This window comes from Lysinibacillus sp. UBA6686 (genome assembly GCF_002455205.1).
GTDB lineage: Bacteria > Bacillota > Bacilli > Bacillales_A > Planococcaceae > Lysinibacillus > Lysinibacillus pakistanensis.
The window spans coordinates 24,344-45,310 of sequence record NZ_DKJS01000018.1; the positions used below are offsets into that span (position 1 = coordinate 24,344).

The following is a 20,967-nucleotide window of genomic DNA, read 5'->3' on the forward strand; positions in this document are numbered from 1 at the left end:
TCAGCAATATATCCAAATAGAAGCATAATTGATAAAGAAATAAACGAAAGGGTGAGCTGTTATGACAAAACTTTGGGGCGGACGTTTCCAAAAATCAGCCGAAGCATGGGTGGACGAATTCGGCGCATCGATTGGCTTTGACCAACAGCTTGTTCTAGAAGACCTTGAAGGAAGTGTTGCACATGTTACGATGCTTGGTGCAACAGGTATTTTACCCGCAGCGGACGTAGAGGCTATTCTTGGCGGTCTTGAACAGTTACAGGAAAAAGCAATTGCAGGTGAGCTTGAATTTACAGTTGCAAATGAAGATATCCATTTAAATCTTGAGAAGATGCTGATTGATTTAATCGGTCCTGTAGGCGGGAAGCTTCACACAGGTCGTAGCCGAAATGATCAAGTAGCTACAGATATGCATATTTTCTTAAAAAAACGTGTAAACGAAGCGATTGGATTAATTGAAACTTTCCAAAAAACATTGCTTGAAAAAGCTGAGGTGCATGTAGAAACAATTGCTCCAGGCTATACACATCTACAACGTGCACAACCAATCTCATTTGCACATCATTTAATGGCTTATTTCTGGATGCTAGAACGCGATAAACAACGCTTTACAGAATCGATGAAGCGTATTGATATCCTACCGTTAGGGGCAGGTGCCATGGCTGGGACAACTTTCCCAATCGATCGCTTAAAATCAGCAGAGCTTTTAGGCTTTAGTGAGGTTTATGCCAACTCCATGGATGCGGTGAGTGATCGTGATTTTATCGTGGAATTTTTAAGCAATGCATCATTATTAATGGCACATTTATCACGCTTTGCAGAGGAAATTATTCTATGGTCAACAGATGAATTTAAGTTTATCGAATTGGATGATGCCTTCTCAACAGGTTCTTCCATTATGCCACAGAAGAAAAATCCTGATATGGCAGAGTTAATCCGTGGTAAAACAGGACGTGTCTATGGAAACCTAATGGGCTTATTAACGGTTCTAAAAGGCACACCATTAACATACAACAAAGATATGCAGGAGGATAAAGAAGGTATGTTTGATACTGTCCATACCATTCTTGGCTCTCTAAAAATCTTTGAAGGTATGATTCGCACGATGACTGTTAAGACAGAACGTTTACATCAGGCAGTACACGCCGACTTCTCCAATGCGACGGAGCTAGCAGATTATCTTGCAACAAAGGGTATGCCTTTCCGTGAGGCACATGAAGTAACTGGAAAGCTTGTGTTCACTTGTATTCAAAAGGGCATCTATTTATTAGATTTACCGCTTGAAGACATGAAAAAAGAAAGCGAGCTTATCGAAGTGGATATTTATGATGTATTAGCACCTGAAGCTGCCGTTCGTCGTCGTCATTCTTTAGGTGGTACAGGATTTGATCAAGTAAATATCCAAATTGAAAAAGCAAAAGCTTGTTTTGCATAACCATTTCTTTAGCGTGCATGTCCTTGTGACTTTTGCATAGATATTCATTAAAGCTGTCCAGTGAGGCACTATGAAAAAACTATTTCCTTTTTCAACGGAGCCAGAGGGTGAAGTGAAAAAGAGACCCTTACATATGTGAAGGACAATCCCCAATTCTGGAGACGCGGAATTGGGGTTTTTGTATAAGGAAATGTAATGATTATCTTTTAGGGGGATTGGACATGAATGAGCGTTTTACAAAGGGGTTAGACACAATTAAACAATATGTTACGGAGCAAGAGGCTGATCGAATGATTGAATCGGATGCACTAGCTGACGTGGCACCGGATTTACGAAAAATGATTATAGAATTTGCCTATGGTGAGGTCTATTCACGTCCGGGATTAGATGTTAAAAGCCGTGCACTTGTTGTTATTACCGCGGTGGTAACACAAGGCGCTGCACCACAAACTAAAACACACATAAAGCGGGGCTTACATGCTGGCTTAACACAGACAGAAATTGTTGAGGCCTTATTGCAGCTAGTGCCTTATATTGGCTTCCCGCGTGTTCAAAACGCATTAACGATTGCACAACAGGTTTTTACTGAAGAGGCTTAAAGCAACTTTTTTGCCAAATGTAGATTTCGTGAATAAATAGTTGGTATATAGCTCATATTAAAACCGGAAACACTTATTAATCTAATCTGATGAGGAGGATGTAGAATGAGTAGTCAAACACCCAAAGACCAGGAATCTCAGGAAAGTCCGCCACAACTGTATCAGGTGAGCTTCTAAAACTTAAGTTTTAGGCATGGCAGAAAATTCTGTTTTGCTGTCGCTTAAGATGAAGCAAAAAACAATACAGATAAAAATCAAATAGAGCTATAAGTGTCCAAGGATCCAGAATTATTCTGGGTCCTTTTTTAGGTTCAGAGGAAACCTGCTTAAAAAGGTGATGAATGTGATCAATTAAAGAAAAACAACGATCTGAAATTAAATATAACTCCATTTGACATTTAGGCAATTCTGTATTACTCTATGCATAACAGATTCTGTTATGTTTAGGGTGGTACAGATGGAGGTGTGATATGCAAATACGCTTAGATCCAAGTGATGAGTTACAGCTCTATAAACAATTAGCCAATCAATTAATTGAATTAATTGCTAAAGGAGAGCTCAAAAACGGTGATACTTTACCATCAGTGCGTTCTATGGCTACGGATTTAGGTATTAATGTTAGTACAGTGAGTAAAAGTTATCATGAACTTGAAGAAAAAGGCTTAATCGCATTAAAGCCGAAAGCGAAAGCTGTCATTATAGGTGGTCAAAAGCGGGAGCTGGAAGAAATAGAGGTTGAAAAAGTAGAAAATGCCTTAAAGCCTATAATGGCAGAAGCTTTTGCACGTGGGTTAGAAAAAGAACAAATGACAAGTTTGTTCCAGCGAATTTTAAAACAATGGAAGTAGGGGAAGCATGCTGGTAATAGTAGGCATTTTTATTATTGTCGGGATTTTGGAAGCCATGACACCACATTTAGCAAGAAAAACAAATGTCTTTGGGGTTTCTATACCAGAACCCTTTGTCAAACATTCGCAATTAATACAGTGGAAAAGGCGGTATAGCCAATGGGTAGGTGGCATTGCTAGTTTGTGTTTACTGGTACAAATTGGGCTACATCTTTTGACTACTATACAGGAGGAGAAGGTGACTTTACTATCCTTTCTTCTTCTTTATGCTATGCTTCTTCTATCATCTGGTCTTTACATGAATTATCATATCAAAACAAAAAAATTAAAACAGCAAGAGCAGTGGGAAGGACAGACAAAAACAGTATATGTTACGGATTTGTCAATTCGACAGAAAGATGAAACACTGCCACCGATATTTTTTAGCCTACCAATTATTATGACAATTGCATTAATGACTTTTACGTACATGAATTATGATTCAATCCCAGATAGTTTTGCAACACATTGGAATTCGGCAGGGGAGGCGGATGGTTGGACAGAAAAATCTCGTCTCTCTGTCATCACTATGCCTCTTATTTTACTGGCTATTCAACTTAGCTTTTTCATTATGGCTATAGGCATGAAAAATGCTAAATTACAATTGAGCGCACAGGCCAAAGAAGCTTCCATACATCGAGAGCTAACTCAACGTAAGTACGGTAGCTGGTACTTAGCAGCGATCAATTATAGTATGACCATTCTTTTTGTAGTTTTACACTACACCACAGTTATTTTAAAGGATCAAACGGCACAATACTTTTTCCCACTTTTTATTGCTTTTAATGTGATCACATTAGGAGGCTTACTAGTTTTGATTTGGAAGCTTAGTAAAAGCAATGAACGTTTTGATGATTTACATACAAATGAAACAGCTGCAACAGATGATCGATATTGGAAATGGGGTATTTTTTATTTCAACAAAAATGACCCGTCATTAGTTGTACAGAAAAAATACGGGATTGGTTGGACTGTTAATTTTGCAAATAAGTGGTGCTATATCATTATCTGTCTTACATTAGGCCCCATTTTATTGCTTATCTTTATATAGAGAGGGAGATTGGATGAAGAAGTTATTTTTGTTATGCTGTACCATTTTACTGTTAGTTGCCTGCGGACAAAAAGAGGCGGTTGCGGAAAGTAAATTGACAAAGGAGAAACGTTCAATGAATGAACAGTTTATCGGAAAATGGGAAGGGAATATTGAGACACCAAATGGCGCTCTCCCTATTATTGTAGAGTTAAAACAGGATGGTGGGACATTATCAGTACCTATACAAGGTATATCGAATCTTCCATTAAATAAAGTTACGTATTCGGGTAATAAGGTGAGTGTTTCCATTAACTTAAATGGCTCTGCAATTGCTATTAATGGAACCTTCAAAGATGATCAAATAGAAGCAACGTTTCAACAGAATGGGGGGTCATTCCCACTTTTATTAAAATCTTATAAAGAACAACCAATTACGTATGAAACAATGAAGATACCTGTTCAGAATGGTGAATTAACTGTAGCACTTCAAAAGACTAGCAAAAAACCATCTCCAGTAGCACTCATTATTGCTGGCTCTGGACCAACTGATAAAGATGGCAATTCCACTTTGGCTGGCAAAAATAATAGCTTAAAAATGATTGCGGAAGGTTTGGCAGATGAAGGAATCGCAACTGTTCGCTATGATAAACGAGGATTAGGGGATAATCAATCTCTCTTAACAAAGGAAGAGGATGGAACGTTTGATCAATACGTAGATGACGCTGTTCAAGTAATTAATGCGCTTCTAGCTGATAAATCCTATTCAAATGTGCATATTATTGGGCATAGCGAAGGAGCACTTATTGGATTACTTGCAGCACAAAAAACAAAGGTTGCATCCTATGTTTCAATCGCAGGTGTTGGAAGACCCTTAGATGTTGTGCTATTAGAGCAATTAAATGGTCAATTGACACCAAAACTTTATAAAGAATCAACGGCTATTCTAAAATCTCTCAAACAAGGCAAGCAGGTGAAGAACATTTCACCTAAATTACAGGCAATTTTCCGTCCTGCTATTCAGCCTTATTTGATGTCCATGTTAAACTATAATCCAGCAGATGAGCTTACGAAAGTACAAAGTCGTGTATTAATTGTGCAGGGTACCAATGATTTACAGGTAAAGGAAGCTGATGCAGAAGCTTTAAAGAAAGGGAAGCAAGAGGCAAAGCTGCTCTATATGAAGGATATGAACCATGTATTGAAAAAGGCCCCAACAGATCGCGCTGGGAATTTAGCAACCTATGCAGACCCAGCATTGCCGCTACATGAAGAGCTGCTGCCTGCACTTCAGCAATTTATAAAAAATGAGAAATAGGAAATTCAACTAGATGAGGTTGTACAAAACTTCATCTAGTTTTATTTTTTATTTGACAAAAAGTAAAAATAGACTTGCTAAGCTAAGAGGCAAGTCTATTTTTTGTACACATAAATCCTGAATTAGCGCATATTGCCGATAATGGAGGATCGGCTGTCCTGCATTTTCTTTACAAAGTTTGTCATTACATCAAATGCTTCATTTCGTTTACTGTTCATACTTTGCATGCGTAGCATATCCATTTGCTGTGAGTTGTTTAATGTATTGATTTGATTCTGTACTGTTTGAAGCTGCCCATCTAATTCTGCTTGCTTAGCTGTATCAGTTGTAGCTCCTTTTTCTGCGTTCAATTGGTTAAGCTGTTCATTTAAACCAGCTAGTTGTTCATTTCTTGTTTGAACTTCTGTCAATTGTGTTTGTAATTGACTTTCTAATAGGTTAGTTCTTTGCTGTTGAACCATTTTTAAAGCTGTTTCTAAATCAACAGAAGATAAATCAATGGGAGCCATCCCCTGATACCCTACTCCTTGAATGGAGGCTGCAGATGATTGGTTTGCTCCTGCAAATAATAAGCCAACCGCTAATGTGCTACCAATAACTAATTTTTTCATACGAATATCCTCCTAAAAAATGATAAGGGAAGAATTCAACAAAATTTCCACATTCCCTAAAAGTAGTCTAGCGTATCAAGGTTAAATTTAGTTTAAATAAATTTAGTACTTTAGAAGGAAAATTATGAGAAGACGTTGATGACTACTCCCTCTACAATAAATTTTATTGACAATAATAATAAGTGCACTTATTATTATTGATAAGTGCACTTACTAATTTAAGAATGGGTGAATAATGATGTGGAAATATGAAAGTTCAATTATTACTGAAGCAACACCAGAAGCTATTTGGAAGCTATATAATAATGTTGATAAATGGAAAAAATGGGATGATAGTATACTAGAGGTAAAAATTAATGGGCCATTTGAAGAAGGTGTAACAGGGGATTTAACACTTTTGGGACAGGAGCCTTTGCTATTTACGCTTACAGAAGTAAAAGAAAATAAACTCTTCACCAATACAACAATTCTCGAACAGTTAAGCATTAAGATGGATTTTCGGCATGAAATAGAAGTTCTTGGTTTGCGGACAAAGGTGACACATAGTGTAATCCTATCAGGACCGAATGCGGAAATGATTGGCAATCAAATTGGCCCTATGATTACACAAGGAATTCCGAGTAGTATGTCCAATTTAAACCAGCTTGCTAGTGGTGATATCTCATGAGGCAAAGATTTTGGATAGGGGTTGTATCCGAAGAACATGTTAAAATAGGTGAAAAAGGTGGGTTTGCACAGCTTTGTCATGGAAAACATGCACCTTTAAAGAGAATGAATGTAGGAGATTGGTTAATATACTACTCACCAAAAACCAAATATCCAGACGGAAATCCTCTTCAAGCTTTTACTGCTATTGGAATGGTTAAGTCAGGAAATGTTTATCAAGTGCAAATGGCTCCTGAATTTTTTCCCTACAGGTTGGACATATTGTATCAGCCTTGCCACAATGTAAGTTTTGTACATATCAAATCAAAGCTAACATTCGTATCTGAAAATGCAAATGTAGGTTTATTATTTCGTAGAGGACATTTTGAAGTAACTAAACAAGATTTTATAACAATTGCAAATGCAATGGGGGTGGATTTTAGTGGAATGGAGTTCAAAGTTTAATGATCCAAAAGAAAGCTCAGGTTTTTTACTATGGCAAGTTACACAAGCCTGGCAAAGGATGATTACAAAGGAACTGAGCAGGATAGATCTGACGCATGTCCAGTTTGTGCTATTAACTGCGTGTGATTATCTACATGTAAATGGTGAGACGGTTACTCAAAAAAGACTCGCAGATTTTACAAAATTAAATAGTATGATGGTTTCAGATGTTGTCAGAACACTTGAGGCTAAAGGATTTATTTGTAGAAACAAAAACCCTTTAGATAAGCGCGAGATACTACTTTCTCCAACTGAGGAGGGGTCAAATAAAATTAAAATAGCGTTACCAATTGTTGAAAATACGGATGCCCAATTTTTTAAACCTATTCAGGATAAACAACCTAACTTTAACAAGGAACTACTCTCACTGTTAAAAGCCGAGGTGGACGAGTGAGCGTTAGTGAAAAAGTATTTATGTAAAAGCTAATTTGTGTGAGAAATCAATTTTTTAGAAACGTTGATTTCTCACATTTTTTAATTTAACAAAAATATACATATTCCAACCTCTTTTTATGATACGCTCATATTAAAATACAATGAATGGTGGAGGAGAATATAAATGAAAATGAGGGATCAATATACTTGTCCATTAGAATTAACCCACGATATAACACGAGGAAAATGGAAGCCTATGATTTTATGGCAACTTGCCAAAGGACCTGCATCTCTTTCACAGCTTGTTAAAGATATTCAAGGAATTACTCAAAAAATGTTATTAGAGCATCTAAACGATTTAATGGAATTCAACATTGTCGAAAAAACCTCTTTTGAAGGCTATCCATTAAAAGTAGAGTATCGTTTAAGCGAGAGAGGTAAAAAACTATACGAAGCAGTAGAAATTATGCAAAATGTGGGCATTCAATTAATGCAGGAGCATGGAATGGAAGATTTCTTAAGAATGAAAGGATTCATTGAATAAAAAAGATACTTACGAAAAAGTGGGTACTGTTCGATAGTTTCACAGCTCCGTATACTATTTCTAGACAGCATTGAATTAGAAAGGAGTATATACTATGAATAATTTACAGAATTCAGTTAACAGGCTGCTAGAACAGCAAAATACGGCATTTGTAGGCTCTATCGATCATGAGGGGTTTCCTCAAGTGAAGGCCATGCTTGCACCACGGTAAGAGAGGGCTTTTATACTTTTTATTTTACAACGAATACGTCATCTATGCGGGTAGCCCAATTCCGTAATGAACAAAGGGCAAGCGTTTACTTTTGCGATCAAAAGCGTTTTGAAGGCGTAATGTTCAAGGGAACTATGGAAGTGTTAGAGGATCCGGCATCTAAGGAGTTAATCTGGCAAGATGGCGATACACTTTATTATCCACTTGGTGTAACGGATCCTGATTACTGTGTATTAAAATTTACCTGCTTGTCTGGAAGATACTATAACAATTTTTCTTCCAAAACCTTTGAAGTGTAATAGAGTAGAAAATTCCTCGTTCTACGGTATGCTAGAAGCTATGAAGTCTGCACAAGCGTGTGGGCTTTTTTTAATGCTTGTTCCTATTGAATGTGAAGGTTTGAGTGCGTTATTGTGATAGAAAAAAACTTTTTTTGTTTTTTTAAAAATAAAATGAACTTTTTATGATCCCTGTTTGTATAGTGAGTGAAATACAAAAAGGGAGGTTATATTTTGGAACTAATTGTTAAGGATATTGTGAAAAAATTTAATGGTGTAAATGTACTGGACGGTGTATCAACTACATTTAAATGGGGCAATTGCTATTTATTGCTAGGCCAAAATGGTGCCGGAAAATCTACATTATCAAAGTGTATAGCAGGTGATCTAAAATCAGATGAGGGCTCTATGCAAATCCAGGGTTCGTCGGTTAATGTACATGAGCAGGTAGCGCTGCAATATCAATTTTTTTCAAGCTATCAGCATCTTAAAATTCGCGAAGTGATTGCTCTTTTTGCTACATTGACGAACAACAGGATTGATTTGGGTGAGCTATATGAAATATTAGGGTTACCAACATATGATCATATTATGATGAAAAATGCATCAGGCGGTCAGCGAAAAGCAGTATCTATCTACCTTTCTTTCTTATTAAATAAACCCATTATCATATTAGATGAGCCATTTGCTGATTTAGATTTAACAAAGAAAAAGCAATTGATGTTTTACCTACAGCAGGAAATTAGTCAGCGTAATAAATTGCTCATTATTATTAGTCATGAGGTGGCAGGATTAGAGCCATTATTTGATTATATTGTCATCCTAAAAGAGGGTAAAATTATTGAAAATGCTACACAAGATGAGCTCTATCATAAATACACTGACGCAAGATTACCAGGAATTGAAGGTCTTTATTACGAAGCGACAGGTCAAATTTTAGGAGGAAAAGCAGGATGATCAAGCAAATTGCACGTATGTATATGTTGGAAAGTATTCGTAACCCAGGAATGGCTATTGGAAATTTGTTACCAGGATTTATGTTTATGACCATATCATTTTTTGCTAAAAGTGTGATGACTGAAGAATCATTTGAATTTTTGATTAAAGGTCAGTTTTTACCGATTTCTATAATTATGCTAATCTTCTTTTTTTCTTTTTCTAGTGCTACAATCTATTTAGCTGATATGAAAGCCAATAAAACCCTTCAATGGGTGCAGCGTACAGGCATTAAGCCACACAATTATTATATAGGTATGGGAATTGGTGTCTTTACATTATTAAACCTATTTTTAGTGTTACTACTCACTGGTTATTCATTTATAATTGATATTTCTTTATCATCATTTCTGCTAGTTATTTTAATGAGTAATTTTGTATTACTGGCAATGTATCCATTGAGCTTTATATTGGCAGGTCTATTTAAAAATGAAAAAGTAGCAACAAGTATGCTTGTACCAATTATGATGTTATTTATGTTTTCCATACAAATGACATCGATGTTTTTAACATTAGCGGGGAAAAACCCTCAAGATTATTTTATTTTCCTAATTTGGAATCCGATGCTATATTTATATGATAGCTTGCAAGTATCATTAAATTTAATGGGCGAAACATGGCTTCCGCAATATCAGTATTGTATAATTTTAGCAGTTCTAAGCTTGGTGTTAGCAGCAATCGCTAAGAAAGTATATACCAGTAAATAGGTGATTTTATGGGAATTGGATTTATTGTATCTTTAATTGCAAATGGAGTTTTGACTATTATTATTTTGGGAATTACAATCCCGATGGATAAAAAATATGTTGTACGCGAAAATAGAAAAATTAATTATAAAAAAACAACCATTTATTTACGTTGGAATGTATTTGATACTTTAACGCTCGTTTTAGCCATTTATACAATACTTTGTGTGCAGGCAGTTTTCTTTCTTTTAACCTCTTCTCAAACAATCGAAAATCCATATGTGCAGTTTTTTGCCAATCAATCGTCAACATGGGTATTTGTAATAGTAGGCTATTTGGTAGGTCGTCTTTCTATAACTTTGAAGTCCATTAAGGCTCATTGGGGGGATGAGCTAGATGATGAGCAATGAGGAGTGGATGGAGGCTTATAAAAATGGCGATATTGAGGGCTTTGAACAGCTCTATAGTCTTTTGTATGAGCCTCTGTACTGCTTTTTATTTCGCTATACTCGTGAGGAGCAGCTAAGCATTGATATTGTACAAGATACCTTTGAGCGTTTACAATATATAAAGCAGGATTTTGATCAGCAAAAGGGAACAGTGAAGGCATTTTTATTTCAAATCGCTTACCGCTTAATGATCAATAAATTAAATCGACGCAAAAAGTGGCGCACACTCTTTCCGTTTTTAGTACCTACAGAAAACCGTCGTCTATCAGCTGATGAAAAATTAACGGTTCAAGAAGCTATACTTCAATTACCTGAAAAGCAACGAGCAGTTATTTTGCTTGTATATTATCATGATTTGCCACAGGAGGAAATTGCACAAATCTTGTCCATCCCACTTGGTACCGTTAAATCGAGATTACATAATGCGATAAAGACTTTAAAGGAAGAGCTAAAGGAGGATTTCGATGCTTAAAAATGAATTTCACAAGGAGCAGTGGCTAAAGGACAGCTTAGATCAAGATAAAGTAGAGATTCCCAAGCAGCTAATCACATATAAGAAAAGTCGCTGGCAACGTTTTATCCAGTATTTAGCCTCTCCTACGAAAGATCCATTAGAGCCTATTTATTCATCCTCAGTCGGCTACACTTCTTTGAAACTATTGCCTATCGTCACGGCTGTATTTATTACAATTCTTCAAATTATGCTTCAATAATAGGAATAACTCTTAAATATTTCACTGCCACAGTCATTAGATTGTGGTATTTTTAATGAATAGAGTACTTTTTATTGTAAAAGGTGGAGGTGAATACTTTGAGGGTTTTTAGAAACATTCCACAGCCAAACAAGATAAGAGGTCAGCTACATAGGGCACTTGTACTCATTACTTTTATCATTGGACTTTGTATATTTATTCCAACACTTTTCATTGAGTTCCGACAAACTATTCAGCACCAAAATGAAGAGATGGTAAATTATTTAAATGCTCAAACATACTTTTTTGAAAGCTGGTTAACAGAACGTTCCAGTGATATACATACTATTGCTAATTTAGACTTTGTAAAAGGTTACCATTATGAAAAGGCACAAGCTTTTTTTCAAGATTTCAAAGATAAAACAGATTTTACTGACTTGATCTTCGTCAATAAAGATGGCATTGTGCAATTTGATACCGTTAAAGAACTTACAACAAATGGGACGGGTGTAAATGTACAAAATCGAGAGTATTTTCAGATTGCCAAAAAAACACAACAACCCTACATCACAGATATTTTTATCAGTAAGGTTACCAATCAGCCAATTGTTGCATTTGCCTCACCTATTTTAAATGAGCAGCAAGAGTTTAATGGCGTAGTTTTTGGAACCGTGAATGTCCAGGTAATCAACCAGTACCTACATGAATCAAGAGTCGGCTTTCTTGGACATGCCTATATTATGAATCAGAATGGCATGATGCTCACTGAGTTAAATGTGAGAAACAATGATAGCTCATCTGAACAATTTATAGTGGATGAGCATATTCTTGATTTCGCTGTCAATAATACGGCAAATGACCTTCATGTTTATAAAGATATGAACGGTAAATGGGTGTTTGCGAAAAGTAAGCCAATCAATCAAGGAAAATGGTTTATTATTTCAGAAATTGGTTTATTCGATGCATTAAAACCACTCATTATTCGATTTCTACTTATAGCCATTTGTATTGTCATAGGGTCATTCTTTACTATTAGAGTTATGCTTCAGCTTTCAAAAAAAATTGAAGAACCCATTCAACAGCTTTTGACAGGTGTTGGAAAGGTACAGCAAGGAAATTATGATTATCAAATAAATGAACACCAGCTAGCACCTTATGCACAGGAATTTCAGGAGCTTTGTTCATCCTTTAATGATATGAGCACCAAGGTCAGACAGGATACAATTTTATTGAAGGAATTATCGATAACCTGTCAGCTCACAAAGCTCTATAACCGTCGTTATTTAATTGAGCAGGGAGAGCTTGTTTTTGAGAAATGTTTAGAAGATGAAAATGCATGTTCATGTATAGCCATTGATATTGATTTTTTCAAAAAGGTTAATGATACTTATGGACATTTAATTGGTGATGAGGTGTTAAAGCATGTAGCCAACATCATTTCTAATTCTGTACGACGAGTGGATTTAATCACAAGGTATGGGGGAGAGGAGTTTGTTATTTTATCTCCAGATACAACAATAGAAAGTGCCATAAAAATAGCAGAAAGAGTTCGTGAAAATGTAGAAGCGAATCCATACACAAATGATCATGTAAAGATCAATGTAACAGTGAGTATTGGCATAGCAGAATATGGTCGAGCCAGCGATGTTGCTACATTTTATGAGCTACTTGATAAGGCTGATCAAGCACTTTATACTGCCAAGGAAAGTGGTAGAAATCAACTTAGAGTGTACGATAGTACGCAAGTAGATACAAACATTTAATTGGCTAAGTAGAATCTAATAGGCACTGTTATATATAGCGGTTTGAGTGGGGGTTAGATATAAACTAGCCCCACTTTTAGCCCCATTTCCAATAGTACAGTCAAACGAACATATAGTTAGCAGATCTTGTTTTATTTCTCTATGCTAAATTCAATGATTTTTCCAATAAAGCAATATGTTGGGTAACCTCTTCTTGAGAAATATCATGAATTTTTATATAACGATTGTGTATATGTTTTGTACATTCATCTTGTTTGCAGGGATGGTTCTATTTTGTATTACTAAAATTGTGTGGGGACAAATCAAAATCCGGATGTTAATTCGCCAATGTGAAATTAATAAGTTTCTCATATGATAAATCCATGGTACCAACATCTAATTTGGTCAACTCCTGAAGGTTGCTTGTACTATCAATAATTAGTGAATTTCCCTCGTAAAAGCTAGAATTTTACGGGGTTTTTATGTATTTAGAGACTACTTTTTTGTAAACGCAATTTGTTTCCAACTATCTAAATAATCGGATTATTGTTGCAACACTAAAAAAATCATGTTAGTATTAGTAAAACGTTTTAGTAAAACGTTTTACTTGTGAAGGGGATGAAAATATTGAGAAATAAACGAATTGCAACGATTGGGGATGCAATGGTCGTTTTTAATCCATCTAAGACAGGTCCTCTACGTTTCGTTCCTTCCTTTGAGCGAGCTGTGGGTGGTGCAGAATTAAATTTTGCAATAGGTGTTACACGTTTAGATATGGAAGCAAAATGGATTAGTTGTATTGGAGACGATGAATTTGGCAAGTTAATTTATAACTTTGCGCGTGGTGAAGGGATTGATGTTTCACATGTCTTACGAACACCACATATTCCAACGTCTATCTACTTCAAGGAAATTCGAGAAGACGGTGCAGGTAAATCGTTTTATTACCGCAACCCATCACCTTTACTTGAGCTGACTGAAGATCGAATTGATGAGTCAGTGCTCGATGATGTGGATTTATTACATATTAGCGGCGTGTATTTAGCAGTATGTAAACATAACATTCAAGTTGCATTGAAATTGATTGCTTTAGCACAAGCAAAAAATATTCCTATATCCTTTGATCCAAATTTACGTTTAAAACTATGGACTATAGAAGATGCCCGAGCTGTATACGAAAAAGTGTATCCATCTATTAATCTTCTTTTAACAGGACAGGATGAATTTGAACTTTTATTTGAAGGGCGTACAGTTAAAGACGTTCAAGAGAGTTATAAAATAGACGAAATTATTGTGAAAAAAGGTGAACAAGGCGCCACTGTTTATACAACTACTGAACGGTATGATCGAGAAGCTTTTTCCATTCGTGCCATTGATACTGTTGGAGCAGGAGATGCATTTGATGCAGCGTATGTCTATAGCTATTTAAATGGTTACGATATCCCAGAACGCCTCCGTTTAGCCAATGGTGCAGGGGCATTGGTAGCAACGATTAAAGGAGACAATGAAGGGCTCCCATCCTTGCAAGAATTAAGGCAATTTATCGGCGATGAAAAACTAATTGAGCGTTAGGAGTTGTCAGGAATGCAAAAAATTGAAATTTTGAAAGCGTTGTCAGATGCAAAAGTTGTAGCTGTTATTCGCGGAAGTTCACCTGAAGAAGCGACAGAAATTTCAAAAGGTGCCATTACAGGTGGCATTCGAGCAATTGAAATAACGTATACAACACCATTTGTAGAAGAAACCTTTAAAGCATTACGCCATAGTGATGCAATAATTGGGGCAGGTACAGTATTGGATGTAGAGACTGCGCGCCACGCCATTTTAAACGGTGCAAAGTTTGTTGTTAGTCCAAGCTATAATGCTGCGATTGCAAAGCTTTGCAATCGCTATAGCATACCGTACCTACCAGGGTGTATGACCATTACAGAAATGGTGACAGCACTTGAAGGTGGAAGTGACATTATTAAATTATTTCCAGGAAATCAATTTGAACCTAGCTTTATTAAAACGGTTAAAGGTCCACTACCAAATATCACAATTATGCCTACAGGCGGTGTTGGTTTAGCTAATATGAATGAATGGTTAAATGCAGGTGCAGTCGCGGTTGGTATCGGTAGTGATTTAAATAAAGCATTTGCAAAGGATGGGTATGAAGGTGTTGTAGCTCAAGCAAAAGCGTATATGAAAAATCTATCAAACTAGGAGGTAGTAAGGATGAATATGACATTTAGATGGTACGGTCGTGGCAATGATACAGTGAAATTAGAAGATGTAAAACAAATTCCAAATGTAAAAGGAATTGTTTGGGCATTACATCATCTAGCAGCTGGGGAAGTATGGACAAAAGAGATCATTCAAGATGAGGTTGACTATATACGTTCTTTTGGATTCCATACAGATGTTGTAGAAAGTGTCAATGTCCATGAGGATATTAAACTAGGATTGCCAACACGTGATCAATATATTGAAAACTATAAACAATCTATTCGCAACCTAAGCTTGGTTGGTGTCAAGGTCATTTGCTATAACTTCATGCCTGTATTTGATTGGACACGTACAGACCTATTTCATCCATTAGAAGATGGCTCAACGGCTCTCTATTTTGATAAGGAAAAGGTAATGAATTTAGATCCACAAGAACTAGTGAATGAAGTAAGGGCTTCTTCGGATTTAACCCTTCCAGGATGGGAACCGGAACGATTAGCCCGACTTTCAGAATTATTCGAGCAGTACAAAGAAGTAGATGAAGCCAAACTTTGGGACAACTTAGCTTATTTCTTACAAGCTATTTTACCAGTTGCAGAAGAAGCAGGTATTCAAATGGCGATTCATCCAGATGATCCACCGTATTCCATCTTTGGCTTACCGCGCATTATTACGGGAGCAGAAAGCTATGAAAAATTAATTAAAATCTCTGATTCAGTGGCAAATGGTTTTACGTTCTGCTCAGGTTCAATGGGAGCAGATCCACAAAATGATATGGTTGCAATCGCTGAAAAATATGCATATCGTGCTCCATTTGCCCATATTCGCAATGTCAAGATTATGGAAAATGGTAGTTTCTTTGAAACATCGCATTTTACATCTGATGGTTCAATCGATATTAAAAATATTGTTCGCACATTAAATGATCAAAACTATGAAGGCTATGTACGTCCAGATCATGGTCGTCATATTTGGGGAGAACAATGTCGTCCAGGGTACGGTTTATATGATCGAGCACTTGGCATTATGTATTTAAATGGTCTTTGGGATGCTTATGAAAATCTAAAGAAATAGGTGACATGTATGAAAGCACTACAAGTAATCAAACCTTTTGAAATGGCTTTAATTGATGTAGCAGAACCAGTGATAACAAAGCTAACAGATGTCCTTGTTCAAACCGAATATGTTGGTATTTGCGGATCAGATATGCATATTTATCATGGCTCGAATCCATTAGCGACATTGCCTCGCGTGCCTGGGCATGAAGTTGTTGGACGTGTGTTAGAGGTTGGCCAGGGGGTGCAAGGATTAAAAGCTGGTGACAAAGTTGTTGTCGAACCGATTCGTTATTGTGGAGAGTGCTATGCTTGCCGTAAAGGACAACCAAATGTCTGCGAACAGCTTACTGTTTTTGGTGTTCATGAAGATGGAGGTATGCGTGAGCGTTTTGTTGTGAGTGAAAAGCAATTGCATAAAGTAGCAGACCACACTCCTTTAGAAGAGGCAGTTTTAATCGAACCTTATACAATTGGCGCCCAAGCAGTATATCGTGGTGAATTACAGGCTGGTGAGACGCTATTGATTCAAGGGGCAGGGCCGATTGGCATTTGCATTTTAAAGATGGCTAAATTAATGGATGCACGCGTGATGATTTCTGATTTGGATCCAGCTAAGCTCTCTTATGCAAAAGAACTTGGTGCGGATGAAGTTGTAAATGTAAATGAACAAGATTTATTAGAGGCTGTTAATCAATGGACAGAAGGAGTAGGCGTCAATGTATCTATTGATGCGGTATGTATTCCGCTAACTTTTAAGAATTCTATTGATGCTGTTTCAGTGGCTGGAAGAGTGGTAGTCCTTAGCTTTGGAGAGGAAGCTATTGAACTTGCTCCTCTACCAATTACGAAAAAAGAATTGTCAATAAAAGGTTCACGTTTGCAAACGTTCCAATTTGAAAACGTAGTCAAGCTTGTCAATGCTGAAAAGCTACAGCAACAAGGTTTAATTTCACATACTTTTTCATTACATGAAGCAAAAGAAGCCTTTGAATTTATAGAAAAAAACCCAAATGAAGTACGTAAAGTCATTTTAAAAGTAGGTGAGTAAGGTGCATGAGGCATTACAAAATAAAGTAGCCGTTGTAACAGGTGGCAGTGGTGTTCTTTGTTCTGAGATGGCAAAGGAATTGGCCAAGCAAGGAATGCGAGTAGCTATTTTAAATCGTACAGCACAAAAAGGAGAAGAAGTCGTCCAATCGATTAAAGAAAATGGTGGGGAAGCGATTAATTTTTCTGTGGATGTTTTAAATAAAGAATCATTAATAGCAGCGAGACAAGCAATTTTACAGCAATATGGTCGGATTGATGTGCTTATTAATGGAGCGGGCGGCAATCATCCAGATGCCATTACTGCTGATGAAGTATATAAAGAAGAATCAACTACACCAAATTTCTTTGAATTAACGCCAAACGGTTTTGAAAGCGTATTCTCGAATAATTTTACAGGAACATTTTTAGCTGCCCAAGTTTTTGGCGAAGCATTGCTGAAAACGAAGGGGACGATTATTAATATTTCATCCATGAGTTCCTATGCTCCTATGACAAAAGTGCCTGCATATAGCGCGGCAAAGGCAGCGATTAATAATTTTACACAATGGATGGCTGTGCATTTTGCAGAAGCAGGTTTACGTGTTAATGCCATTGCACCTGGATTTTTTATTACCGAACAAAACCGTAATCTATTGCTGACAGAAGATGGCTCACTAACAGCACGTTCAGAAAAAATCATTACAGCTACACCACAAAAGCGTTTTGGAAAACCACAAGATTTATTAGGGACATTATTATTTTTAGCTGATGATACATACTCAGCATTTGTCACTGGCGTAACGATTCCTGTTGATGGTGGATTTATGGCTTACGCAGGCGTTTAACAAAGGGAATCTATTTCAAATTTAGGGGTGAAAGATATGAAACAACAAGGTATTTTTGGAGATGGCAAAACGGTTGTTATTGTCATGCTATTTTTAGCAGGTGTCATTAACTATTTAGACCGTTCAGCATTATCGATTGCAGCACCATTTATTCAAGAGGATATTCATCTAACGTCGACACAATTAGGGATTATCTTTAGTAGTTTCTCTGTTGGGTATGCCATTTTCAACTTCTTGGGCGGAATGGCTTCCGATAAATTTGGTGCCAAGTTAACGCTATTTGTAGCGATGATTGTATGGTCTTTATTCAGTGGAGCAATGGTATTAGTCGTTGGGTTTGCCTCGTTGATTATTGTTCGTATTGTCTTTGGTATGGCGGAAGGGCCATTGTCATCAACCATAAATAAAATGGTGAATAACTGGTTCCCAGCAGATAAACGTGCCTCTGTAGTAGGGCTAGCCAATAGTGGTACGCCACTTGGTGGTGCAATCGCAGGTCCAATTGTTGGTTATATTGCATTAGCATATGGCTGGAAATATTCGTTTATTGCGATTATGATTCTTGGGTTTATTTGGGCAATTGTATGGTTTAAAGTGGTAAAAGAAAAACCGAACAAAGAAGACAGTGTAGAACCAATGGCAAACTTAGAGATTGCAGCAGAAGATATCAATCATAGTCGTGGACTGTCTTACTACTTAAAACAACCAACAGTTTTGTTTACAGCTTTTTCATTCTTTGCCTATAACTATATCCTATTCTTTTTCTTAACTTGGTTCCCAAGCTATTTAGTAGAGGCTCGTGGCATGGCTGTTAAAGATATGAGTATCGTAACTGTTATTCCATGGATTTTAGGATTCTTCGGTTTAGCATTGAGTGGGATTGTATCAGATTTCATTTATAAACGTTTTATGCGTAAGGGAGTTTTATTCTCTCGTAAAGTCGTTCTAGTTACATGCTTATTCTTAGCAGCCGTTTCTATTGGCTGTGCAGGTATTGTAACAACAACAGTTAGTGCTGTCGCGCTTGTTGCTACCTCTGTTTTCTTCTTATATTTAACAGGTGCTATTTATTGGGCAATTATCAATGACGTGGTGGAATCAAAATATGTTGGGTCTGTTGGTGGTTTTATGCATTTCCTTGCAAACACGGCAGGGATTATTGGACCAACTTTAACAGGCTTCTTAGTAGATAAAACAGGCACGTTCTCTGCGGCTTTCTTACTTGCAGGTGGTTTAGCAGTCATCGCTTCCTTAGCAGTTATTAAATTTGTTACACCAATTGTTCATAAAGAAATAGCTTAGAAATAGAAAGGATGGATTCAAATGAACAATCAGTCAGTTATTAAAATTCATCCGATGGACAATGTTGCCATAGCCTTGAGTGATCTTCCTCAAGGCTTTTTACTTCCATTGGATGGGATAGAAATAACGTTACAGCAATCAGTACAACGTGGGCATAAGATTGCCATCACAACTCTTTCTAAAGATACACATATCACAAAATATGGTTTTCCAATTGGTCATGCGACAGAAGAAATCCTAGCAGGTAGTTGGGTTCACTCACATAATATGAAAACCAATTTAACAGGGGAATTAAGCTATGAATTTAATCCAAAAACACATCCCATAGCCGAGCCTCGTCATGCACAGCGCACGTTCAAGGGCTATCGTAGAACTGATGGTCAGGTTGGTGTACGAAATGAAATCTGGATTATTAATACGGTTGGATGTATTAACAAAGTAGCTGAAAATCTGGCGAAGTTAGGCAATCAATTTTTGAAGGCTGACAACTTTGATGGTGTACAGCATTTCGCTCATCCATATGGTTGTTCGCAACTCGGTGATGATTTAACGTATACACAAAAAATATTAGCTAATTTAATTCACCACCCAAATGCAGGGGCAGTGATTGTATTAGGGTTAGGGTGTGAGAACAATTATATTGAGCTATTTAAGAAAACAATCGGCCATTATGATGGACAACGCGTAGCCTTTTTAAATGTTCAAGAATCTGCAGATGAAATGGAAGAGGGTCAACAATTGCTTGAAAAGGCCTTTGACTATGTGACGACATTTGAAAGACAAACGTACCCTATTTCAGAACTGAAAATTGGTTTAAAATGTGGCGGTAGTGATGGTTTTTCTGGCATTACAGCTAATCCGATGATTGGCGCATTTTCTGACCAATTGATCTCAGCAGGCGGTGCGACGGTGTTAACGGAAGTTCCAGAAATGTTTGGGGCTGAACAGATTTTAATGGAACGTGCAAAAGATGACTCTGTTTTTGAGGATATTGTGCATTTAGTAAATGACTTTAAACAGTATTTTATTAAATATAATCAACCTGTTTATGAAAATCCTTCTCCAGGAAACAAAGCGGGTGGAATTACAACATTGGAGGAAAAGTCACTTGGCTGTATTCAAAAAGGGGGGTTCCAAGAGGTAAAAGAAGTGCTTGATTACGGAGACCGTATGACAACAAAGGGGCTACATTTATTAAACGGTCCAGGAAATGATCTTGTATCAACAACAGCACTTGCCTCAACGGGTTGCCAAATCGTTCTTTTTTCAACAGGTAGGGGCACACCGTTTGGAGGACCGACACCTACAGTCAAAATTTCAACAAATACACCACTTTATGAACGCAAAAAAAATTGGATTGACTTTAACGCAGGGCAATTAGTGGAAGGTAAGCCTATGGATGTATTAGTCGATGAATTTATGGATTATATAGTAGCGCTAGCTGCAGGCGAAGTACAAACAAATAATGAGAAATATGGATTCAAAGAAATCGCCATTTTTAAAGATGGCGTGACGATGTAGGA

At 36.9% G+C, this 20,967-nt stretch carries 24 protein-coding genes; 23 read left to right on the plus strand and 1 reads right to left on the minus strand.

What is annotated here, in order from left to right; translation table 11 throughout:
• The first annotated feature begins 61 nt into the window (after positions 1-61).
• The 5 genes from argH to B2R82_RS04535 all read left to right on the plus strand — a co-directional run bounded on the left by argH (position 62) and on the right by B2R82_RS04535 (position 5,269).
• Positions 62-1,435: an argininosuccinate lyase gene (gene argH, locus B2R82_RS04515; RefSeq protein WP_286923735.1), complete on the plus strand. Its 1,374-nt coding sequence runs from the start codon at positions 62-64 to the stop codon at positions 1,433-1,435.
• A 221-nt stretch (positions 1,436-1,656) separates the two neighbouring features.
• A complete protein-coding gene (locus B2R82_RS04520) occupies positions 1,657-2,034 on the plus strand; it encodes a carboxymuconolactone decarboxylase family protein (RefSeq protein WP_286923736.1) in 378 nt (125 codons plus the stop codon).
• Between the two features lie 470 nt (positions 2,035-2,504).
• Complete coding sequence (locus B2R82_RS04525) at positions 2,505-2,882, plus strand: GntR family transcriptional regulator (protein ID WP_286923737.1); 378 nt, start codon at positions 2,505-2,507, stop codon at positions 2,880-2,882.
• Positions 2,883-2,889: 7 nt separating this feature from the next.
• The gene (locus B2R82_RS04530) at positions 2,890-3,972 is read left to right on the plus strand and encodes a DUF1648 domain-containing protein (RefSeq protein WP_286923738.1); all 1,083 of its coding nucleotides are present in this window, start codon (positions 2,890-2,892) and stop codon (positions 3,970-3,972) included.
• Between the two features lie 13 nt (positions 3,973-3,985).
• Positions 3,986-5,269, plus strand: a complete 1,284-nt coding sequence (locus B2R82_RS04535) for an alpha/beta hydrolase (protein ID WP_286923739.1) — start codon at positions 3,986-3,988, stop codon at positions 5,267-5,269.
• A gap of 122 nt (positions 5,270-5,391) precedes the next feature.
• Here the strand turns inward: B2R82_RS04535 and B2R82_RS04540 are convergent, their stop codons facing one another.
• Positions 5,392-5,880 (minus strand): hypothetical protein, encoded by a 489-nt coding sequence (locus B2R82_RS04540; protein ID WP_286923740.1) that lies wholly within the window; start codon positions 5,878-5,880, stop codon positions 5,392-5,394.
• 238 nt (positions 5,881-6,118) lie between these two features.
• On the opposite strand from B2R82_RS04540, the gene B2R82_RS04545 reads away from it, so the two are divergent.
• The 18 genes from B2R82_RS04545 (at position 6,119) to B2R82_RS04630 (ending at position 20,965) form a co-directional block, all read left to right on the plus strand.
• Complete coding sequence (locus B2R82_RS04545) at positions 6,119-6,547, plus strand: SRPBCC family protein (RefSeq protein WP_286923741.1); 429 nt, start codon at positions 6,119-6,121, stop codon at positions 6,545-6,547.
• A complete protein-coding gene (locus tag B2R82_RS04550; protein WP_286923742.1) occupies positions 6,544-6,990 on the plus strand; it encodes an EVE domain-containing protein in 447 nt (148 codons plus the stop codon). The genes B2R82_RS04545 and B2R82_RS04550 overlap by 4 nt, the downstream gene beginning before the upstream one ends.
• Positions 6,968-7,423, plus strand: a complete 456-nt coding sequence (locus B2R82_RS04555; RefSeq protein WP_286923743.1) for a MarR family winged helix-turn-helix transcriptional regulator — start codon at positions 6,968-6,970, stop codon at positions 7,421-7,423. The genes B2R82_RS04550 and B2R82_RS04555 overlap by 23 nt, the downstream gene beginning before the upstream one ends.
• 165 nt (positions 7,424-7,588) lie before the next feature.
• Positions 7,589-7,948 carry a winged helix-turn-helix transcriptional regulator gene (locus B2R82_RS04560; RefSeq protein ID WP_286923744.1) on the plus strand — a complete coding sequence of 120 codons (360 nt, stop codon included), beginning with the start codon at positions 7,589-7,591 and terminating at the stop codon, positions 7,946-7,948.
• A gap of 255 nt (positions 7,949-8,203) precedes the next feature.
• Positions 8,204-8,458 carry a pyridoxamine 5'-phosphate oxidase family protein gene (locus B2R82_RS04565; RefSeq protein WP_286923745.1) on the plus strand — a complete coding sequence of 85 codons (255 nt, stop codon included), beginning with the start codon at positions 8,204-8,206 and terminating at the stop codon, positions 8,456-8,458.
• A 213-nt stretch (positions 8,459-8,671) separates the two neighbouring features.
• Positions 8,672-9,394, plus strand: coding sequence for an ABC transporter ATP-binding protein (locus B2R82_RS04570; protein WP_286923746.1), 723 nt, complete (start codon positions 8,672-8,674; stop codon positions 9,392-9,394).
• Positions 9,391-10,140 carry an ABC transporter permease gene (locus tag B2R82_RS04575; RefSeq protein ID WP_286923747.1) on the plus strand — a complete coding sequence of 250 codons (750 nt, stop codon included), beginning with the start codon at positions 9,391-9,393 and terminating at the stop codon, positions 10,138-10,140. The genes B2R82_RS04570 and B2R82_RS04575 overlap by 4 nt, the downstream gene beginning before the upstream one ends.
• Before the next feature lie 8 nt (positions 10,141-10,148).
• Positions 10,149-10,529 carry a group-specific protein gene (locus B2R82_RS04580; protein ID WP_286923748.1) on the plus strand — a complete coding sequence of 127 codons (381 nt, stop codon included), beginning with the start codon at positions 10,149-10,151 and terminating at the stop codon, positions 10,527-10,529.
• Between the two features lie 7 nt (positions 10,530-10,536).
• Entirely contained in the window at positions 10,537-11,040 is a 504-nt protein-coding gene (locus B2R82_RS04585) for an RNA polymerase sigma factor (protein WP_376781242.1), read from the plus strand.
• On the plus strand, positions 11,033-11,281 hold the full coding sequence (locus B2R82_RS04590; protein WP_286923750.1) for a hypothetical protein: 249 nt from the start codon (positions 11,033-11,035) through the stop codon (positions 11,279-11,281). The genes B2R82_RS04585 and B2R82_RS04590 overlap by 8 nt, the downstream gene beginning before the upstream one ends.
• A gap of 98 nt (positions 11,282-11,379) precedes the next feature.
• Positions 11,380-13,023: a sensor domain-containing diguanylate cyclase gene (locus B2R82_RS04595; protein ID WP_286923751.1), complete on the plus strand. Its 1,644-nt coding sequence runs from the start codon at positions 11,380-11,382 to the stop codon at positions 13,021-13,023.
• 597 nt (positions 13,024-13,620) lie between these two features.
• Positions 13,621-14,574 (plus strand): sugar kinase, encoded by a 954-nt coding sequence (locus B2R82_RS04600; protein WP_286923752.1) that lies wholly within the window; start codon positions 13,621-13,623, stop codon positions 14,572-14,574.
• A 12-nt stretch (positions 14,575-14,586) separates the two neighbouring features.
• Positions 14,587-15,207 carry a bifunctional 2-keto-4-hydroxyglutarate aldolase/2-keto-3-deoxy-6-phosphogluconate aldolase gene (locus B2R82_RS04605; protein ID WP_286923753.1) on the plus strand — a complete coding sequence of 207 codons (621 nt, stop codon included), beginning with the start codon at positions 14,587-14,589 and terminating at the stop codon, positions 15,205-15,207.
• Positions 15,208-15,219: 12 nt separating this feature from the next.
• Positions 15,220-16,284: a mannonate dehydratase gene (gene uxuA / locus B2R82_RS04610; RefSeq protein WP_286923754.1), complete on the plus strand. Its 1,065-nt coding sequence runs from the start codon at positions 15,220-15,222 to the stop codon at positions 16,282-16,284.
• A 9-nt stretch (positions 16,285-16,293) separates the two neighbouring features.
• Positions 16,294-17,316: a zinc-binding alcohol dehydrogenase family protein gene (locus B2R82_RS04615; protein WP_286923755.1), complete on the plus strand. Its 1,023-nt coding sequence runs from the start codon at positions 16,294-16,296 to the stop codon at positions 17,314-17,316.
• The gene (locus tag B2R82_RS04620) at positions 17,309-18,142 is read left to right on the plus strand and encodes an SDR family oxidoreductase (protein WP_286923756.1); all 834 of its coding nucleotides are present in this window, start codon (positions 17,309-17,311) and stop codon (positions 18,140-18,142) included. The genes B2R82_RS04615 and B2R82_RS04620 overlap by 8 nt, the downstream gene beginning before the upstream one ends.
• A gap of 36 nt (positions 18,143-18,178) precedes the next feature.
• A complete protein-coding gene (locus tag B2R82_RS04625; RefSeq protein WP_286923757.1) occupies positions 18,179-19,444 on the plus strand; it encodes an MFS transporter in 1,266 nt (421 codons plus the stop codon).
• Positions 19,445-19,465: 21 nt separating this feature from the next.
• Positions 19,466-20,965, plus strand: a complete 1,500-nt coding sequence (locus B2R82_RS04630) for a UxaA family hydrolase (protein WP_286923758.1) — start codon at positions 19,466-19,468, stop codon at positions 20,963-20,965.
• The last annotated feature ends 2 nt before the right edge of the window (positions 20,966-20,967 follow it).

What these genes read in the sequence shown, in the direction of transcription:
- uxuA (WP_286923754.1), top strand. Translation starts at nt 15,220, where the DNA reads ATGAATATGACATTTAGATGGTACGGTCGTGGCAATGATACAGTGAAA.
- B2R82_RS04530 (WP_286923738.1), top strand. Translation starts at nt 2,890, where the DNA reads ATGCTGGTAATAGTAGGCATTTTTATTATTGTCGGGATTTTGGAAGCC.
- argH (WP_286923735.1), top strand. Translation starts at nt 62, where the DNA reads ATGACAAAACTTTGGGGCGGACGTTTCCAAAAATCAGCCGAAGCATGG.
- B2R82_RS04585 (WP_376781242.1), top strand. Translation starts at nt 10,537, where the DNA reads ATGGAGGCTTATAAAAATGGCGATATTGAGGGCTTTGAACAGCTCTAT.
- B2R82_RS04545 (WP_286923741.1), top strand. Translation starts at nt 6,119, where the DNA reads ATGTGGAAATATGAAAGTTCAATTATTACTGAAGCAACACCAGAAGCT.
- B2R82_RS04575 (WP_286923747.1), top strand. Translation starts at nt 9,391, where the DNA reads ATGATCAAGCAAATTGCACGTATGTATATGTTGGAAAGTATTCGTAAC.
- B2R82_RS04550 (WP_286923742.1), top strand. Translation starts at nt 6,544, where the DNA reads ATGAGGCAAAGATTTTGGATAGGGGTTGTATCCGAAGAACATGTTAAA.
- B2R82_RS04590 (WP_286923750.1), top strand. Translation starts at nt 11,033, where the DNA reads ATGCTTAAAAATGAATTTCACAAGGAGCAGTGGCTAAAGGACAGCTTA.
- B2R82_RS04615 (WP_286923755.1), top strand. Translation starts at nt 16,294, where the DNA reads ATGAAAGCACTACAAGTAATCAAACCTTTTGAAATGGCTTTAATTGAT.
- B2R82_RS04560 (WP_286923744.1), top strand. Translation starts at nt 7,589, where the DNA reads ATGAAAATGAGGGATCAATATACTTGTCCATTAGAATTAACCCACGAT.
- B2R82_RS04600 (WP_286923752.1), top strand. Translation starts at nt 13,621, where the DNA reads ATGAAAATATTGAGAAATAAACGAATTGCAACGATTGGGGATGCAATG.
- B2R82_RS04580 (WP_286923748.1), top strand. Translation starts at nt 10,149, where the DNA reads ATGGGAATTGGATTTATTGTATCTTTAATTGCAAATGGAGTTTTGACT.
- B2R82_RS04520 (WP_286923736.1), top strand. Translation starts at nt 1,657, where the DNA reads ATGAATGAGCGTTTTACAAAGGGGTTAGACACAATTAAACAATATGTT.
- B2R82_RS04525 (WP_286923737.1), top strand. Translation starts at nt 2,505, where the DNA reads ATGCAAATACGCTTAGATCCAAGTGATGAGTTACAGCTCTATAAACAA.
- B2R82_RS04625 (WP_286923757.1), top strand. Translation starts at nt 18,179, where the DNA reads ATGAAACAACAAGGTATTTTTGGAGATGGCAAAACGGTTGTTATTGTC.
- B2R82_RS04605 (WP_286923753.1), top strand. Translation starts at nt 14,587, where the DNA reads ATGCAAAAAATTGAAATTTTGAAAGCGTTGTCAGATGCAAAAGTTGTA.
- B2R82_RS04540 (WP_286923740.1), bottom strand. Translation starts at nt 5,880, where the DNA reads ATGAAAAAATTAGTTATTGGTAGCACATTAGCGGTTGGCTTATTATTT.
- B2R82_RS04630 (WP_286923758.1), top strand. Translation starts at nt 19,466, where the DNA reads ATGAACAATCAGTCAGTTATTAAAATTCATCCGATGGACAATGTTGCC.
- B2R82_RS04565 (WP_286923745.1), top strand. Translation starts at nt 8,204, where the DNA reads ATGCGGGTAGCCCAATTCCGTAATGAACAAAGGGCAAGCGTTTACTTT.
- B2R82_RS04535 (WP_286923739.1), top strand. Translation starts at nt 3,986, where the DNA reads ATGAAGAAGTTATTTTTGTTATGCTGTACCATTTTACTGTTAGTTGCC.